General features: G+C 50.2%; 11 protein-coding genes. 7 read left to right on the top strand and 4 right to left on the bottom strand.

The window, feature by feature from the left end; translation table 11 throughout:
* Positions 1-118: 118 nt before the first annotated feature.
* Positions 119-1,204, top strand: coding sequence for an alkene reductase (locus EZV72_RS07320; protein WP_137166629.1), 1,086 nt, complete (start codon positions 119-121; stop codon positions 1,202-1,204).
* A gap of 71 nt (positions 1,205-1,275) precedes the next feature.
* On the opposite strand, the gene asd is transcribed toward EZV72_RS07320, so the two are convergent.
* The 3 genes from asd to EZV72_RS07305 all read right to left on the bottom strand — a co-directional run bounded on the left by asd (position 1,276) and on the right by EZV72_RS07305 (position 5,121).
* The gene (gene asd / locus EZV72_RS07315) at positions 1,276-2,397 is read right to left on the bottom strand and encodes an aspartate-semialdehyde dehydrogenase (RefSeq protein WP_137166628.1); all 1,122 of its coding nucleotides are present in this window, start codon (positions 2,395-2,397) and stop codon (positions 1,276-1,278) included.
* Between the two features lie 301 nt (positions 2,398-2,698).
* Positions 2,699-4,246 (bottom strand): glycerol-3-phosphate dehydrogenase, encoded by a 1,548-nt coding sequence (gene glpD, locus EZV72_RS07310; protein ID WP_137166627.1) that lies wholly within the window; start codon positions 4,244-4,246, stop codon positions 2,699-2,701.
* Positions 4,247-4,359: 113 nt separating this feature from the next.
* A complete protein-coding gene (locus EZV72_RS07305; protein ID WP_137166626.1) occupies positions 4,360-5,121 on the bottom strand; it encodes a DeoR/GlpR family transcriptional regulator in 762 nt (253 codons plus the stop codon).
* 194 nt (positions 5,122-5,315) lie between these two features.
* On the opposite strand from EZV72_RS07305, the gene glpK reads away from it, so the two are divergent.
* From glpK to EZV72_RS07280, 5 genes are all read left to right on the top strand, one after another.
* On the top strand, positions 5,316-6,800 hold the full coding sequence (glpK, locus tag EZV72_RS07300; protein ID WP_137166625.1) for a glycerol kinase GlpK: 1,485 nt from the start codon (positions 5,316-5,318) through the stop codon (positions 6,798-6,800).
* A gap of 294 nt (positions 6,801-7,094) precedes the next feature.
* On the top strand, positions 7,095-9,902 hold the full coding sequence (locus EZV72_RS07295; protein ID WP_137166624.1) for a TonB-dependent receptor: 2,808 nt from the start codon (positions 7,095-7,097) through the stop codon (positions 9,900-9,902).
* A 119-nt stretch (positions 9,903-10,021) separates the two neighbouring features.
* Positions 10,022-11,545 (top strand): tryptophan halogenase family protein, encoded by a 1,524-nt coding sequence (locus tag EZV72_RS07290; protein ID WP_137166623.1) that lies wholly within the window; start codon positions 10,022-10,024, stop codon positions 11,543-11,545.
* Between the two features lie 12 nt (positions 11,546-11,557).
* A complete protein-coding gene (locus EZV72_RS07285) occupies positions 11,558-12,301 on the top strand; it encodes a SapC family protein (RefSeq protein WP_137166622.1) in 744 nt (247 codons plus the stop codon).
* A 20-nt stretch (positions 12,302-12,321) separates the two neighbouring features.
* Positions 12,322-13,794 (top strand): SLC5 family protein, encoded by a 1,473-nt coding sequence (locus tag EZV72_RS07280; RefSeq protein WP_137166621.1) that lies wholly within the window; start codon positions 12,322-12,324, stop codon positions 13,792-13,794.
* 157 nt (positions 13,795-13,951) lie between these two features.
* Here the strand turns inward: EZV72_RS07280 and EZV72_RS07275 are convergent, their stop codons facing one another.
* A complete protein-coding gene (locus tag EZV72_RS07275) occupies positions 13,952-15,913 on the bottom strand; it encodes a beta-galactosidase (RefSeq protein ID WP_137166620.1) in 1,962 nt (653 codons plus the stop codon).
* 191 nt (positions 15,914-16,104) lie between these two features.
* Here EZV72_RS07275 and EZV72_RS07270 point away from each other — a divergent pair, with 191 nt between their 5' ends.
* On the top strand, positions 16,105-18,234 hold the full coding sequence (locus EZV72_RS07270; protein ID WP_137166619.1) for an alpha-galactosidase: 2,130 nt from the start codon (positions 16,105-16,107) through the stop codon (positions 18,232-18,234).
* Positions 18,235-18,619 lie beyond the last annotated feature (385 nt).

The following is an 18,619-nucleotide window of genomic DNA, read 5'->3' as shown; positions in this document are numbered from 1 at the left end:
ACCAATGTCAGTCGTTGGATCTATGCATTTTTCACAAAGGTGCTTTGTGATTATTGCCCCTAATCAACGCGACTCATCTTCTGTACACTGCCCCCACTTTCAAGATTGAGGAGCAGTTATGACAACCTTATTCGACACTCTGGAACTGGCTGGTAACACACTGAAAAACCGCATTGTGATGCCCCCAATGACACGCTCCCGCTCTACTCAGCCGGGGGATGTGCCCAATGCCCTGATGGCAGAGTATTATGGTCAGCGCGCTGGCGCCGGTCTTATCATCAGTGAAGGCACTCAGGTGTCACAACTGGGCAAGGGGTACGCGTGGACACCGGGTATTTATTCACCGCAGCAGGTGGCCGGCTGGAAACAGGTAACCGAAGCAGTGCATGCCAAAGGCGGGGTGATGTTTGCCCAGCTATGGCATGTAGGCCGGGTTTCTCATGAGTCCAATACCGGCGGTGAGCAACCTGTATCATCTTCGGCCATTCAGGCTGACGGCGTGAAAGTATTTATAGATGAAGACGGTAACCCCGGCTTTACCCAGTCGTCGACGCCGCGTGCAATGACCAAAGAAGATATCGCCATTGCCATTGACAGTTTCCGCCAGGCTGCGGCCAATGCCAAGGCGGCCGGTTTTGACGGTATTGAACTGCATGCGGCCAATGGGTATCTGATTAACCAGTTTATGGACTCGCAAAGCAATGTGCGCGAGGATGAATACAATGGCAGCCTTGAAAACCGTCTGCGCTTTTTAAAAGAAGTGGTCGAAGCCGTATCGGCTGAGATTGGTGCGAACCGTGTGGGCGTGCGTCTGGCGCCGCTGACTACCTTAAACGGCACGGTTGACGACAACCCGGTGGACACTTACACCGGCGCAGCCTCTTTGCTAAACGAGCTGGGTGTAGCCTATATTCATATTGCCGAGGCTGACTGGGAAGATGCGCCGGATATGCCGGTAGACTTCAAACAGGGTCTGCGTGATGCGTTTGATGGGGTCATGATTTACGCAGGCAAATACAGCAAAGCCCGTGCTCAGCAGGCATTGGAAGAAGGCTGGGCTGACCTGATTGCCTTTGGTCGTCCGTTTGTGGCTAACCCGGATCTTCCTGCCAGAATTGCGCAGGATGCACCGTGGAACGAACATAACCCGGACACCCTGTTTGGTGGCGGTGCGCAAGGTTACACCGACTATCCGACGCTGTAGTCACCCGCTGCAGCCCCAAAAAAAGGAGCGTAATTAAGCTCCTTTTTTGTCTTTCATACTTTGAGAACCGCTTAGCGGGCCAGTAAAATACCCAGCATCCGGCGCAACGGCTCGGCAGCTCCCCACAACAGCTGGTCGCCCACAGTAAAGGCAGAAATATATTCTGGCCCCATCGCCAGCTTACGAATACGCCCTACCGGAATCGACAAAGTACCGGTTACTTTAGCCGGTGTCAGCTCCTGCATGGAGGCGTCGCGATCATTGGGGACCACTTTAACCCACTCGTTATGCCCTGCCAGAATCTCTTCAATCTGTTCAAGCGGCAGATCTTTTTTCAGTTTGATCGTCAGTGCCTGGCTGTGTGAACGCATAGCGCCAACCCGTACACAAATACCATCAATCGGCACCGGCGTTTCACCCAGACCCATAATCTTGTTGGCTTCTGCCTGAGCTTTATATTCTTCTCGGCTTTGACCTGACGGCAGTTGGGTATCAATGTAAGGGATCAGACTACCGGCCAGGGGTACACCAAATTCATCTTTAGGATAATCTTCACTGCGAATAAAGTCTGCTACCTGACGGTCAATATCCAGAATCGCAGAAGCCGGATCTGCCAGTTTTTCTTCTACCTGACTATGAATGGCGCCCATCTGGCTGATCAGTTCGCGCATATGCCGCGCACCAGACCCAGACGCAGCCTGATAGGTCATCGGAGATACCCACTCAATCAGGTCCTGTTCAAACAACCCACCCAAGGCCAGCAGCATCAGCGAAACGGTGCAGTTGCCACCTACATAGGTTTTAATGCCGTTATCCAGGCCTTTATCGATTTCTGTGCGGTTGACCGGGTCCAGCACAATCACAGCATCGTCTTCCATGCGAAGTGCTGATGCGGCATCAATCCAGTAGCCCTGCCACCCGGCTTCACGCAGCTTCGGATACACCGCTTTGGTATAGTCGCCGCCCTGACAGGTAATGATGATGTCCTGAGCACCCAGTACCTCTATATCACTGGCATCTTCTAATACACCGGCAGACTCACCGCCAAATTCCGGTGCTGGCTGGCCTGTTTGAGACGTGGTGAAGAACGTGGGCGTAATGTTGGCAAAATCATTTTCCTGCTCCATTCGCTGCATGAGCACAGAGCCCACCATGCCACGCCAACCAACAAGACCTACCTTTTTCTGAGACATAATTTAAAACCTAAAATTTTCTGTATCTATCTAACACTGAGAACACCACCCCATCGGGCTGATTCACACCGGAATTCTGCCGAGTTATTGTTATTATTAGCGCGCTTTTGAATAAGCGATGGCCTGAGTCTATAAATAAATAACGGCCAAGGCTACCGGAAATTACCGTACAATCGCCTACAGTTTGTGCGTTTGATGCAAATTCATGGTTACTTGGGACAAAAACGATTCAGCGGTGCGCAAAAAACAAAAAAGCGGGCTGGTAGCCCGCTTCATTAGTCACACTGAAAGTTTGCCCCGATCAGGCTGTTTTATAATTCACTGGTCCAGCATCATCGGTATTCTGAACACCCTGACACTTTTTTTCAATATACTGCTCCAGCACTGACTGCTGAGTCTGCGATAAACGCAATCCCTGCTTGGTCCGGCGCCAGATAACATCTTTCAGGCTGCGCGCCCATTCCGTTTCAATCAGATAATCGACTTCAGCGGCATACACGCCGGCACCAAAATCCTGTCCCAGCTCATCAATACTGCTTTTGCCCTGCAGAAAACGTTCGCACAGCGTGCCATATTGACGGGCGTACCGCTCCAGCGTGGTTTTTTCCATCCAGCCGTATTTAGCCCACAAGGTATTAACCAGTTCCGGCTGAGAAGCAAAATCACCACCTGGTAATGTTGCTTCTTTTGTCCATGGCCCACTGGCCTTTGGAAAAATTTCAATCAGCTCGTTTACCGCGGCTTCTGACAGCTTACGATAAGTAGTGATTTTACCACCAAAGATATTAAGCAGTACGGGCGATTGCTTATCACCCAGCATTTCAACTTTATAATCCCGGGTCAGCTCCTGAGCACTGGCATTGGCTTCTTCAAGCAATGGCCGCACGCCACTGTAGCTATAAACAATGTCATCTTTGGTAATTCTATTCTTGAAGTACTCATTCACGATCTCTATGAGATAGCTTGTTTCTTCTTCAGAAATGCTGGCCTGTGAAGGATCGCCGGTGTAGTTTTCATCCGTGGTGCCCACCAGCGAGAAATCACCTTCATATGGAATAACAAATACAATGCGACCGTCTTTATTTTGCAGTATATAGGCTTCATCGCTGTCATACAGTTTAGGTACTACAAAATGGCTGCCTTTCACCATTCGCATTGAATTCGGATTTTTGGTATCCGCCATGCGGTCAAGAAACGAGATCGCCCACGGCCCTGTTGCATTAACAATCGAGCGGGTTTTTACAGTAAACGTTTCACCTTTTTCATTCTTGAGTGTTACCAGCCAGCTCTGTCCCTGCTTCGTTGCGCCTGTCACTTCGGTACGCACCCGAATATCAGCGCCCTTTTCCTGAGCAGCCAGTGCATTTAAGGTCACCAGGCGGGCATCATCTACCCAGCCATCTGAGTATTCGAAACAAGTTGTGATGGAATCAATCAGCGGACCATCTGAGGTGGTTTTAATCTTTTTTGAGCCAGGTAGCAAATTACGTTTTGCCAGTGAGTCATATAAAAACAAACCAATACGAATCATCCAGGCCGGACGCAAATGCTTTTGATGAGGTAAACGAAAACGTAAGGGCCACATTATGTGTGGTGCTTTCCCTAATAATACCTCACGCTCGGCCAGCGCTTCTTTCACTAAACGAAATTCGTACTGCTCCAGATAGCGCAGACCACCATGAATCAACTTACTGCTTGATGAAGATGTTGCCCCTGCAAGATCTCCTTTTTCACACATCATCACATCAAGGCCACGGCCTGTAGCGTCCAGCGCAATACCCACGCCGTTTACACCACCGCCGACAACTAGCACATCAACTTCTTTAGCAACCTGATTCTGATCAGTCATGGTCTGCTCCACCCGATTTAAACTGGTGCCTATTTGACCGCCTTTGTAAACAGAAGTCAACTCAAAACGAACATTATCGAAAAATTACGAAAGCGCAGAGAGTTAAAACGAATCTACTCTGCCAGTGTGAAGTTAATGTTATTTTCTTTAATAATACGCTGTATACCAGCTGGAGGTGCTTTATCACAAACAAAGTAATCTACCTGAGCAAGATTACCCTGTTCGACCATCGCCCGTCGTTCAAACTTGCTGTAGTCAGCTGCCAGTATTGTTGTCTGGGTATTTTGAATGATCGCCTGTGACACCTTTACTTCGCGAAAATCAAAATCAAGCAGTGCACCGTCTGCACTTATTCCGCTGATACCGATGATGCCGTAATCCATTCTGAACTGACTGATAAAATCGCAGGTGGCTTCACCAATAATGCCGCCGTCCCGGTACCGTACCTCACCGGCAGCAATAATGACTGAGAAATCTTCCTTGGCCGACAGCAACGTCGCCACGTGAATGTTGTTTGTTACCACATGCAAGTTTTTGTGGTTTAGCAGCTTCGACGCTATCAGTTCTGTAGTAGTACCTATATTAATGAATAACGAGGCGCCATCGGGAATCATCGCTGCAACCTGCCCGGCAATTTTTTCTTTCACTTCCCGATTTAATGTTTTGCGTTCTTTATACGGCGTATTTTCCCAACTACGGTTTAAGCTCGCGCCGCCATGATAACGACTGATATCACCCGCTTCTGCCAGAACATTAAGATCCCGGCGAATGGTTTGAGGGGTCACATTGCAACGGGCTACCAAATCATCAATCGACATAAAGCCATTTTGTTTCAGTAAGCTGAGAATCATTTCGTGACGCTGTGCCTGGTTCATAACTACTCCGTTAATTCTTCGGGCCCAGTATAAGCGGTAAATAAGCACCGCACCAGTTGATGCACTTTTTGTAAATAAATCAGCTAAAAGCATGTTCATATAGGACCAGTTGATGTTCGTTTACGAAAATAAGCATTGTTAAATCAGTGTGAATAATGCAAACTCTAAGAAAAATTGCGTTAAGGAGAATCATCTTGAGTCAACATATTCTTGCCATTGATCAAGGCACGACGAGTTCACGCAGTATCATTTTTGCGCCGGATGGCAGTGTACTGGCTATGGCACAACAAGAGTTTTCACAACATTATCCGCAGGACGGCTGGGTTGAACACAAGCCAGAAGAAATCTGGAATACTGTGGTGTCTACAATGCAGGACGTGGTGAAAGAAGCGGGTCTGAGCGCGGAAGATATTGCCACCATCGGTATTACAAACCAGCGCGAAACCACACTAGTCTGGGACAAACAAACCGGCGAGCCGGTCTACCCGGCTATTGTCTGGCAAGACCGCCGTACCTCGGCCTACTGTCGCGAACTGAACGAAGACAGCTCACTGGTTGACTATATCAGTGAAGCCACCGGCCTGCTGCTCGACCCTTACTTTTCGGCCACCAAGGTTAACTGGATTCTGGACAACGTGGAGGGTGCCCGCGAACGCGCAGAAAAAGGCGAATTGCTGTTTGGTACGGTTGACACCTTCCTGATCTGGAAGATGACCGGCGGTAAATCGCATAAAACCGATGCCACCAATGCGTCTCGTACTATGCTGTTTAACATCCACGAGCAGCAATGGGACGAACGGTTACTCAAAACATTTAATATCCCTGCTGCCATGCTGCCTGAAGTATTGGACTGCTCTGCTGAGTTTGGCGACATCAATGATGACCTGCTGGGTAAACGTATTCCCATTCAAGGCGTCGCCGGTGATCAGCAGGCTGCGCTGGTCGGTCAGGCCTGTTTTGAAGAAGGGATGGCCAAAAGTACCTATGGTACTGGTTGCTTCATGATTCTGAATACCGGCGACAAACCGCTGATGTCGAAAAACCGCCTGCTTACTACCGTGGGATACCGGTTAAACGGAAAAGTGACCTATGCACTGGAAGGCAGTATTTTCATGGCCGGTGCCACGGTTCAGTGGTTACGTGACGGCCTCAAACTGATTGATGATGCCTCAGAAAGTGAAGCGCTGGCTAAACGTGCCCGTGAAAACAACGGCGTTTATCTGGTGCCTGCTTTTACGGGTTTGGGCGCGCCGTACTGGGATCCGGATGCACGCGGGGCCATTCTTGGGCTGACCCGGGACACCGGCATTAGCGAAATTGTTGCTGCTGGGTTGCAATCTGTCTGTTATCAGACTAAAGATTTACAAAAGGCCATGGAAAGTGATGGTGCGCGACCAGTCAGCCTGCGGGTTGACGGTGGTATGGCTAAAAATGACTGGGTGATGGGCTTTTTATCTGATGTGCTGGGCGCAGATGTGAGCCGCCCTACCGTGACCGAAACTACAGCAGTTGGCGCAGCCTTTTTAGCCGGGCTGCAGGCCGGGATTTTTGCCTCTGTGGATACGCTTACCCAATGCTGGCAATGTGACAGTGTGTTTACACCCAGGTTAACTAAAGAACAACGTGATGTAGCCTATGATGGCTGGAAAAAAGCTGTAGAGCGCATACGCTGTAGTTAACAGGTTATTATGATTAAACAGGCGCGGCATGTACCGCGCCTTTTTTATGCAAAAATAATTTTACAAACTTGTCACATATTAAATTTTTTGTGTTAGGATGCAGTTAATTCAGGAAAACGTTTCACCTTTTACTGAATTGGTTTCCACTTCTGGTTATAGGGTCTATCAGGTAATGACCAGTAATCAGCGGATTATTGTGAAGGTTTAGTTAACACTGACAACAACGTACTGGCGCCCAATACCACTAAGAAGCCAGTCCGTTACAGGTTAAGTTCCACACACGGAGAAGACACAGTGACACATAAAAACAACGCTACTCAATTTGTTCCACTTGCCAAACGCTCCCTGCTGGGCCTGGCAATTGCCTCTGCCCTACATGCACCGGTAGCCTTCGCGCAGGAAGACGCCACGGCGACAACAGATGCTGACGCACCGGTCGAAGTGATCGAAGTTCGCGGTATCGTTAGCTCACTAAAACGCGCGATGGCTAACAAAAAAGAAGGCCTGGCGGTTTCTGACGGCATCGCCGCAGAAGACCTGGGTAAATTCCCTGACCTGAACGTAGCAGAATCCCTGCAGCGTATTACTGGTGTATCGATCGACCGTAGTGGTGGTGAAGGACAGCAGGTGACGGTTCGTGGTTTTGGTCCTCAGTTCAATACCGTACTGGTAAACGGGCGTCAGATTGCTTCGGATGACGATGGCCGTGCGTTTAACTTTGACGTACTGGCTGCGGATCAAATCACCGGCGCTAACATTTATAAAAGTGGTGTAGCCAGCATGCAGTCTGGTGGTATTGGCTCAACCATCAATATCTCTACTGCCCGTCCGTTCGACTATGACGGCCTGCAACTGGTAGGTTCTGTTAAAGGCGTGTATGAAAGCTTGTCAGAAGAAACCTCACCACAAGCCTCATTCTTGGCCAGCAACACCTTTGCTGACGACAAGCTGGGTTTGCTACTGGCCGTGTCACATCAGGAACGCCAGGTACAGATTAACCGTATCCAGACTGCCGGCTGGCGTCCGGGTCTGACCCTGTCTAACCGTAACGATGGGGTCATTGCTGATAACGTGTATCTGCCTCGCAACTGGGACCAGACGGTTGACCAGCAGGATCGTACCCGTACCAATGCATCTTTGGTTGCCCAGTATGCGCCGACCGACGAAGTTACGATTACCCTTGACGGTTTTGTATCAAAGTTTGAAGTAGACTCGCAGGTTACTGATCTGGCCTCATGGTTTGAGCCAGACCGTGTTGGTTCTGCCACGATTAACCCGGAAACCGGTACAGCTACTCAGTTTACGCAGGAAATTGACCTGCACCAGGGCAGCGGAAACCCGGCTTCGGACTTTGTAAACAGTACCCGTAATATCCGTGATGTGACCAACGAAGGATATGGCATTAATGTTGACTGGCAAATCAATGAAGCACTGCGCGCAAAGTTCGACGTGTCTCATTCAACAGCCGAAAACGACATTGGCGGACGCGGTGTATTCAACGTTGTGGGTATTATCAATAACTATGAGTTTGATGGTACTGGCAGCATCCCAACGGTACTGCACGATGGTCTGGGCAACGGCGCACTGCCGGATATTTCTCTGAACCGCTTGCACTACAACGATCTGGGTAACGTACGTGCTTCTGAAGATGAAATTAACGAATACAAAGCTGATTTTACCTACCTGTCAGACAACGAGGTTTTCCGTAAAGCAGACTTCGGTATCCTGCACTCTGAGCGTGAAAAATACAGCTATCAGATTTTTGCCTCACAGTGTGCTTTCTGTGGTTACGGTACACAGGCCCCGGCAGATGCACTGAACATTCGTCCGTTCACTGCTAACAACTACTTTGACGGCCTGATTGATACCTGGTACACCTACGACGGTGATGCCTACCTGGACTTCCTGGCTTCAGAAGGCTTCCCGGTCAATCCAACACTGCAGCCAAACCTGTACAATATCGAGGAAGAAGTCACCGCTTTGTACGCTCAGTTTGAATTTGGTTATGACATTGGCGATATGCCACTGACCATGAACGTGGGTGCGCGTTACGAAGAAACAGATGTAGCCGTGTCTGCTATCCAGGCTTTTGTGGAAGATATTGTACCCACCACTGACCTGACCTTGTTTGCTAACCAGTTTGGTCCTGAACAAAATATTACCGGTACATCGTCCTACACCAACCTGCTGCCCAGCGTGAACATTAAGCTGGAACTGAACGACGATATGATTCTGCGCTTCTCGCGTTATGATTCACTGACCCGTCCAACCATGACAGATATGTCTCCAGCCACGACATTTGGTGAGCCGCGTCGTCAGAACCTGGCAGCATCAGGGGGTAACCCTGCCCTGAAACCGTTTAAGGCAGAAAACTGGGACCTGTCATTTGAATGGTATTACAGCGATGATTCTGTGTTCTCGTTTGCCGTATTTAACAAAGAAGTAGAAGACTTCATTGTTACCCTGTCGGGCACTGAAACTTACTCACTGACCGCACGTTCTGCTGCTGACGGCTACCGCTGTACTGCGGCCGACTGTGCGCCGGATGTCACGCTGGATCCAACTAACCCGGATCTGGATGTGGTAGCCACCACTGAAGAGTTAAATGGTGAAAGTGAGGCGTACACCGTTAGCCGTCCGCAAAACGGTGAAACTGCTACCGTTAACGGCTACGAAATTGCCCTGACGCACGTGTTTGACAATGGCTTTGGTGTCACTGCAAACGCCACGGTAGTCAACAGTGATGCTGGTCTGACCGGAGATACGACACAGTCATTTGCCCTGGAAGGCCTGGGTGACTCACAAAACCTTATCGTGTTCTATGAGCGTGATGCGTTCCAGGCTCGGGTGGCCTTTAACAACCGTGAGTCATTCCTGTTTGCCCTGGATAATGGCTTTAACGGTGAGCCGACCACCACGCAGTCTTATGGCCAGTGGGATGTCAGCGCCAGCTACGACATCAGCGAACACCTGACCGTATTCTTTGAAGGCATTAACGTGACCGAAGAAGAACTGACTCAGGTAGGCCGCTTCCCGGATCAAATCTACTCTGTAGAAGATAACGGCTCGCGTTACGCGATTGGTCTGCGCGGTACATTCTAACCACTTATACGCAATATGATGGCAGGGCTTTGTCCTGCCATTTATCCATAGGTTTAATAGCTACCTGTCTGAATTTATGGATAAATGAATCCATTAACATTGTTTTAGCGAACTTTTTTATGCACACAGCTCAGTCCAGACAACGAATCGTCATTGTTGGCGGTGGCACCGCAGGCTGGTTAACCGCCGCGGTCGTGGCTGCCAAACATAAAATTGCGCCCGGTCAGTGTGCGCTCGACATTACCCTGATTGAGTCCAGCGATATACCCACCGTGGGCGTAGGTGAAGGCACCTGGCCTACCATGCGCAATACGCTAAAAGATATTGGTCTGTCTGAAAAAGAGGTATTCCGACGCTGCTCAGCCGCCTTTAAACAGGGCGGCAAGTTTGTTAACTGGGTAAAAGCCGGGGGTGACGCCTATTATCATCCGTTTACGGTGCCTCTGGGTTATGGCCGTATTGAAATGGCGCCGTATCTGGACCAGGTGGCCGATTTTGCCAATGCCACCAATTTTCAGCAGCATATCTGCGAGCAAAACCTGGCCCCACGGGCATTAAGCGATGCTGAGTACAGCAGTGCCCAGTCAAATTACGCCTATCACCTGGATGCCGGTGCTTTTGCCGACATGCTGCGTGATTTTTGTAAAACCGAGTTAGGGGTTAAACATACTGTAGCCACCGTTGAACAGGTTAACGCCAGCGGTACAGAGCATATTGATCATATTGTGCTGGGTGATGGCAGCCAGCTAAGCGCAGATTTATTTGTCGACTGTTCAGGTTTTCGCTCGCTACTGTTAGGCGAGACCCTGCAATCTGCGTTTACCTCCACCGATGATGTGCTGTTTAATAATTCCGCGCTGGCCCTACATGTGCCCTATGAAGGGGACTATGAGATTAAGCCGTATACCCAGGCCACCGCACAGCAAGCTGGCTGGATCTGGGATATCGGGCTGACCACACGCCGTGGCGTGGGTCATGTGTACAGCACGCAGTTTACCAGTGACGATGAGGCAGAAGCGACATTACGCCGCTATGTGGGCGATGAGCAGGGAACACTGAACGCGCGTACCATTCGGTTTAATTCCGGCTATCGCAAAACCATCTGGAAAGGAAACTGTGTCGGGGTTGGCCTGGCAGCGGGCTTTGTCGAACCGCTGGAAGCCACCGCACTGATGCTCATCGAAATTTCAGCCCGCTATATTGCTGAGCAAATGCCAGCGCCAGGCACATCCCTGCCTATTATCAGTCAGCGGTTTAATCAACAAATGCAGTATCGCTGGCAACGGATTATCGACTTTCTCAAGCTGCACTATATTTTTAATCAGCGCAGCGAACCCTACTGGGTGGCCAACCGGGACCCGGCCACCATACCGGAATCGCTCAAAGAAGATTTAGCGATCTGGCAATATCGCGGGCCCCAAATCACAGACTTCTCAGCCGCTATCGAATTGTTTCCGGCTGCCAGTTATCAGTATGTGTTGTATGGCATGGGCTTCTCGCCTGATTTCAGCCTGCAATCGCATCTGTACACGCAGCAGGCGCTGGCTGACTCTGTCATTAAACAAAACCAGCTCATTCGTGAGCAAAAACTCGCCAACCTGCCTAACCACCGGGATTATCTGACCCAGTGGTTAGATGCTTAACGGGAAGAATGTATGTCACAGTTTGAAGTACTCAGTGCCCAGGCACACGGTCATATTCGGGTAGACGAGCCGCAGCTTGTCGGCGAATTTGCCCGTCGTCACATGCTCAACATTGAGCTTCGTGAAGCCATTCAGGCCGCCAGCGAATTTCCGCTGTTTATCAGCAAAGTGTCTAACACCAATAGCTGGGCTATTTCAGCCTTGTGCGGCCTGGCACCGGGCGAAAATGTGTTTTGCCAGCAAAACCAGTGGCTGGCGCACTATACCCCGCTATGCCTGAAAACCCTGCCCTTTCTGATTCAAATGAATGAACAGGGCAGCCATACCCTTCTGGATATCCAGTCTGTTGCAGTCAGTGAAGACAAGGGAGAGGCACTTTATTTATCAACCGGGCGGCCCAGCGCTTACCTGGATGCCAAGCAGAAGCTATTAGCCGAGCGGGTTGCTGCAATGTCGCAGACCACTGAGCTGCTGAATCAACTGGCGGAACTGAACTTATTTCAGCCAGTTGACCTTATCATTGAATTTGCCGACAGCACACAGCAGCGCGTTGGCGGTTTATACGCACTGAACGAGCAGCGGATTCAGGCATTATCGCCAGAGCAGCTGGCCATCCTGAATAAGCACAATACGCTGTCGGTGATGTTCAATATTCTGGGCTCTATTTTTCAGGTCAATCGCCTGATCCGTTTGCATAACAGCCGCTTTGCTGAGCGCGCTGTCAGCAATATCAAGTTTGAAACCAGCAAGTTGTAATCTGCCTAAGGAGCATTTTGATGTCGTCCAGCACTATACAGGTGTCTGTTTTTATATTTGTAACGGCTCTGATAGGCTTTCTGACCTACCTGAGTTGTCGCGGCCAGAACCGTAACGCCATTAACCAGAACCGGGAATACTTTCTGGCCGGTGGCGGTCTGGCCTGGTATTTTGTGGCCGGTTCCATCACCCTGACCAATCTGAGTACGGACCAGCTGGTAGGAATGAATGGTAACCAGATGGCACTACTGGCGTTATGGGAATTTTCCGCAGTCGTGGGCTTATTTGTGCTGGCCAAGGTATTTTTGCCGGTGTATTACCGGTATAAATGTACCACCACCACCCAGTTGCTTGAGCAGCGCTATCACAATAAACACATTCGGGCGGTCATCTCCAGCCTGTTCTTTTTAGGCAGCGCGCTGATTTTCTGCCCGGCAGTGATCTATTCCGGCGCCCTGTTTATGCAGTCGATGTTCAATGTTGAGCTGCCTCTTATGTACATTTCGGTGATCTTCATTGTGGTTGGTGCTCTGTATGCCATCTTTGGCGGTCTGCGCGCCGTGGCGGTGTCCGACACCTATTCGGGCGTATTGCTGCTGACCATGGCGGTTCTGGTTGTCATTCTGGCGCTACAGGCTATCGATTATAACTTTGATGGTATTCCGGCCGAGCGGTTAACCCTGATTGGCGATGACGAGTCACCGATTCCCTGGCACACCCTGCTGACCGGTATGATCTTTATCCAGATGTTTTACTGGGGAACTAATCAGGTTATCACCCAGCGTGCTATGGCTGCACCATCACTCAAAGAAGCTCAGAAAGGGGTATTTGCGGCCGCCGGTATTCGGTTACTGATTGTCCCGTCTATTATCGTGATCCCGGGAATTGTATCTTACAAGCTGTTTGGCGATGTGGGTGACAGCGCATATGGCCGTATTGTGGCAGAGGTACTGCCCGACTGGTTATCCGGCGTATTTGCCGCCGCCATGGCCGCCGCCGTGCTGACCACTTTTAACAGTAACCTTAACTCAGCCACTGCCCTGTACGTGTGCGATATTCATGAGGCCTATGTTAACGATGCGCCTAACGTGCCGCGGTTAAGTGCCTATGTCACTGTACTGCTGTGCCTGGTATCACTGGCGCTGATTCCGGTTTATGCCCAGGCTGACAGTATTATCAACCTGATACAGGAGTTGTACGGATTACTGAGCATGCCTATTTTGTCGGTCTTTGTGGTCGGTCTGCTATTTAGAAATGTGCATGCCAATGCGGCTATTGGCTCGGTATTGTTTGGTGTGTCGCTGTATGCATCGATGACCTTTAAGCTTTCACCGTTGTACTCGCCTTTCGGCCTGCATTACATCCACCTGATGTTTGTGACGCTGATTTCCTGTGTACTGTTTGCCCTGATTGTGAACAAGGTCATCTTTAAGCAAACCGCCCGTTTCTCGCTGGCCATTGAGTCAGATGACGAACAGGAAGCCAAAGCTTAAAAGTTTGCGATGATACCTGCTGAAGCGTAGAAAGCTCGAACAGTAAAAAGCCCCGATCATCAACGATGAGCCGGGGCTTTTTGTTGCCGGTGAAGCTGCTCATATAAAAAAACGGAGCTAATCAGCTCCGTTTATGTGTAAGAACAAGACTCAGTGATTAACGTTTGGCTATCGCATAACCATAAGCATCCAGCTCGTGTGAGCCAATCACAAAGTCAGCATCGGCAAAGGCATCGACCCGTACCGGTGTGCCGGCGTAGTTGAAAATAAAGCGATAGTCGCCCCGCTCCACCGTACGCACGTCTTCGTTCAGAATATGAGTGGCAATACCTTTCTCCACTGCCAACTTGCCCAGCAAGTTGGTCAGGAAGTCAGAGCAGCTCAGTGTGCCCACGTAATACAGGTTGCCTGACTTAACCACCGCCGGCGACTCATCCTCATAACGGGCCACCACCTCACAGTTGTCACCCGGCAGTAACTCTTCACGCCAGCGGTTGCTGTGGAACTGCTCGCCATTAAAGTTAAGCTTTTCCTGAATATCACCGCGCAGCGTTTCTACTGATAACACTTTCGCCGGCAAAAGCGACTGCAGTTTGCCCGGGCCAAGATTACGTGGATACTGAAACTCATCGGTTTTACTGCCAGTACGAGGCCCGAATACGATAGTGGCATCCGTTGCTTCACAGTTTTTAATAAAGGCATCGCTGATAATTGGCATGGTCGGTACCACAACCAGATCATAGTCTGTCAGGCTGTGTTCGGGCGACACAAACGCCACATTCAGACCCAGCAGACGCAGCGCATTATAGTATTCAAACTCGACTTTTTCGTGCCGGTAGCTCTGGCCCTGCTGTTCAATCTCGCTAACCCACTGGTTGGTAGTGGTGCTGACAATAGCCACACGATAATGCAGCGGGTCGTTCAGATTAATGTTCAGCTGGTCCAGTTCGGCCTTAACCTGCTGGACTTCCGGGTAAGCCGCAGACGGCGAGTTGTCCACCCGTTTCAGGCCTGCGTGCATTTGCTCCTGGGCAAAGGCCGCCTGACGCCAGCGGAAATAGCATACCGTATCGGCACCATGGGCAAAGGCCACCCAAGACCACAGGGCAATCATACCCGGCTCAGGACGCGGATTATGCACAGCCCAGTTTACCGGGCCTGGCTGCTGCTCCATGATCCAGAAATTTTTCTGCGACAAACCCCGGGTCTGATCAAAGTAGTAACTCGAAAAGTCAGGGTGTCCGGTACGCATATACCGCTTGAACTGCTCTGTGTCTTCATCGGCAAAGAACAAATCAGTGCGCCCCAGCGGATAATTGTCAAAACTAGAGAAGTCCAGGTCTTTAGCCAGCGCATAGTTATCTGTCTGAGTATCAGACATAGGAATAAAGTTATGGGTGACAAACCGGCCCGGTGCATGTTTGCGGATAATCGATACCATTTCATCGTGGAAGCGAATCACCTGATCAGAGGAAAACCGGCGATAAGCCAGTGAATGAGACGGGTTAACTTCGGTCACCGCAAAATAAGGTACGTCAATGCTCTGAAAGTCCGGATATTCCATTGACCAGAATACATTGCCCCAGGCTTCATTCAGCTTTTCGATGGTACCGTAACGCTGCTCACACCAGCCCTGGAAAGCGGCCAGTGCACTGTCAGAGGCGCTTGGGGTAGTGTCATGACAAGCCAGCTCATTGTCGGTCTGCCAGCCAACAACAGCCGGATGACTACCATAACGCTGGGCAACCACGTCACTGATCCGCATCGCTTCACGGCGATAATCCTCGCTGGAGAAATCATAGTGCCGACGGGAACCAAACCCTCGTACCAGCCCGGTATTGACATCCACAGCCAGAATATCCGGATAGGCATCGATCAGCCACTTTGGCGGCGTGGCAGTAGGCGTACACATGATCACTTTCAGCCCTTCTGCAGCCAGTGTTTCGATTGCTTCATCCAGCCATTCAAAGGTAAACGTGCCCTGTGAGGGTTCCAGTCTCGACCAGGCAAATTCGGCGATTCGCACATAGGTCAGACCAAGCTCGCGCATTTCCTTTGCATCCTGCGCCCACTGTGATTTAGGCCAGTGCTCCGGGTAGTAACAAATTCCTAACATCATCTCTCCAAATGTACTGATGTGTTTCAAATTGGTTTAAGTCACGTTATGATAGCATTAAGTAAAACGTTTAACCTAACTAACTGCGACCGCCCAGCGAATCTTTATAGCGGCCACAGTGTAGCCGAATCTGCCGGCTTATTGACAGAGCCAGCACTAAACTTTTTAACAAATATTTTATATTCGAGGTCTTTATGTCCGCAGCGCCAGCATTTGTTACCCTGCAAAATGATCAGGTCAGTCTGATTTTTTCTAATCAGGGCCGTGTACCGACTTTGCTCTATTACGGTAAAAAGTTAAGTGATACCACCAGCGCCCAGATGCTGGCAACGCTCAGTACCCGTCAGGAAGCAAAATGTGCACCGGTTACCGAGCCGCCGGTGGCGCTGGTCCCTACCCATGGAGAGGGTTTTACCGGCGCACCGGGCCTGGAAGTTTTCGGGGATACCGATCAGTGGGCCGCCGGATTTTTTCTGCAAAATATTGAGCACAACGCTCAACAGGCAGTTTTCACCCTGTCTGATGACACTCGCGGACTGCTGCTGACCCTGACCGTGACACTGGATAGCAACACCAGTGTGGCCACCTTTACCAGTAGTATTAAAAATACCGGACAGACTGCGATAAACCTGTCGTATCTGAATGCCGCTACCCTCTCTCTGCCAATGCACTTTACCAGCATCCGTGGTTTTGAGGGACGCTGGTCAAATGAGTTTCAGACTCAGGATCATGATCTGTTTATGGGCTCGTATGTGCGTGAAAACCGCCGCGGAAAAACCTCACACGATACATTTCCCGGCCTGCTGGCCTATGCCAGAGGAACAGCTGAATTGCACGGTGAATGCATGGGCTTTCATCTGGGTGCTTCTGCCAACCACCGCCTGCGTGCAGAGATGATGGCTGATGGCCGCAGCTATGTGCAGTTTGGTGAATTACTGCTGCCCGGCGAAGTCAGCCTGGCCAGCGGCCAGTCTTATACTTCTCCTGTGTTGTATGCCGGCTTTGCACAGGATGGCTTTTCTGCGCTGTCTCGACAATTCCATGAATATATCCGCGTCAACATACTGCGCCATAGTGCTCAAAGTAAGCCCCGCCCGGTACATTACAACACCTGGGAAGGCATTTACTTTGATCATGATGAAACCACATTAAAAGCCCTGGCGGATGAAGTGGCCCCGCTGGGCGTGGAGCGCTTTGTGCTGGATGATGGCTGGTTTAAGGGCCGTCGTCACGACCATGCAGGGCTGGGCGACTGGACTGTTGATGAAGCCATTTATCCGCAGGGTCTTGATAGCTTGATTGATTATGTCACCGATAAAGGCATGGAATTTGGTATCTGGTTTGAGCCGGAAATGGTTAATCCGGACTCTGATTTGTACCGGGCACATCCAGAATGGGCGCTGCAAACCAAAAATAACCCGCATATTCCATTTCGCCATCAGTATGTACTGGATTTAACCAACCCGGATGTCACCGATTATCTGTTTAAGGTGATTGATGATGTAATGACCGCCTATCCTAAAATCACTTATATAAAATGGGATATGAACCGCGATGTTAATCACCCGGGGAACCTGGCCGGTAAGCCGGCCATGCACGGTCAGATGAGCGCCTTGTATGCCCTTATCGACCGGGTCCGCGCTGCACATCCGCAACTGGAGATTGAAAGCTGCTGTTCAGGCGGCGGCCGGGTTGATTTAGGTATTTTGCCACACACGGATCGCTTCTGGACCTCTGACTCCAATGACGCACTGGATCGCCTGTATATTCAGCGTGGTTTTTCTTTCTTCTTCCCATCAGAAGTTATGGGCGCCCACGTGGGTCCGCGCGACTGCCATATTACCGGCCGTCATCTGCCCATCGAACTGCGCAGTGCAGTTGCCATGTTTGGGCATATGGGTATCGAAATGGACCCACGTGAGTTAACAGATCATGAAAAAGAGGTGCTGAAGACTGCTATTAATCTGTACAAGGAAAACCGCTCGTTGTTACACAGCGGTGATTTATTCCGAATGGATGATGATGGGCTGAATGTGAAGTTTGGTTATGTGGCCAAGGACAAATCAAAGGGCATCTTTGCTTACAACAACGTGAAAGAGACCGGCCGTACTATTCCGTCGCGTTTTTATTTCGCCGGTCTGAACCCGGAACAGCAATATCGCCTGAACCGGGCAGAACTGGGTAACCTGAAAGAATACTCTCCGTCTATTTTACAAAAAACGGATGGTGAGATTTTCAGTGGCGAAGCCCTGATGACCTTTGGCATGCAAATGCCGGTGCTATTCCCGCAAACATCACTGATCTACACCGTAGAGGCGGTATAAAACCCTCACTTCTGGCATCCACGCGAAAGCGGGGATCTCCGCAACAGGCTGGCTGATACAAAATAACCTTTGAAATGGGTAGCCAGGTTCCAACGAGATCCCTGATATCGCTGCGCGATTCAGGGACGACGGGATTATTGTTGCTGCTGCGCGGTTAAGAGATGGCGAAAAATATTACGTCGTCCCCGCGAAAGCGGGGATCTCCTCAACAGGCTGGCTGACTGAAAGTATCCTTTTGCTTAAGGTAGTCATTGCCCAAGGAGATCCCTGATAGCCCTTCGGGCTTCAGGGACGACGAGGTAATTGTGGAATTATCAACTACAGAGTATTCGAAGAAAGTAACGCTTTTGAGCCCCTTTAAGCTCATGGGCTTTAGATGAACAGA

Source organism: Salinimonas lutimaris (assembly GCF_005222225.1).
GTDB lineage: Bacteria > Pseudomonadota > Gammaproteobacteria > Enterobacterales > Alteromonadaceae > Alteromonas > Alteromonas lutimaris.
Note: the sequence above shows the minus strand (reverse complement) of the source record. Positions and strands in the feature narration are given on the sequence as shown.